Genomic DNA, 519 nt, shown 5'->3' with positions numbered 1-519 from the left:
GAATGAGGTTCGGTGTGTGGTTGTAGCGGCCGGATTGCCGGGAGGCGGTAGCCACGCAGCCGTTGCTGCCGCACGCCGACCGGAACAGCCAGGTCTCCTTGTCCGGCGGTTCGGAATTGGGCACCTCTTGGCCGGCCAGCGACAGCTTGGGCCCGAAGTCGGCGGTGTACATGCCGGTGAACGGCCCCGAGTTATCGGGGGCGGAGTTCGGTTCGGTGGGCGACGCCTCGTGTGAGGAGTCACCACTGCCACCGTTGGTCAACAGCACAGCAACCACGACACCGATCACTGTCAGTACCGCAACACCGCTGATCAGCATGACCGCCAGCCGGCGTCCCTTGGCCTTCGCTGGGGGCGCATCCGGTCGAGGGGCCGGCGACGCGGGCCACGGGGACTGTCCCCGGTTATCACTTTGCGGACTCTGCAGGTTCGGGTCGGTGTTGGGCCGCTGCATCGTCGGGTCGGTGTGAGGCGCGTGTTGCGTCGGGTCGACCGGTGGCTGGCGCATGGTCGGATCGG

1 pseudogene is annotated in these 519 nt (G+C 67.4%); it reads right to left on the bottom strand.

Annotated features, from left to right (window positions below):
- A pseudogene (locus A9W95_RS27145) lies at positions 1-519 on the bottom strand (hypothetical protein); the annotation flags it as partial.

The sequence above is a fragment of the Mycobacterium sp. 1423905.2 genome, assembly GCF_001673155.1.
Classification (GTDB): Bacteria; Actinomycetota; Actinomycetes; order Mycobacteriales; family Mycobacteriaceae; genus Mycobacterium.
Note: the sequence above shows the minus strand (reverse complement) of the source record. Positions and strands in the feature narration are given on the sequence as shown.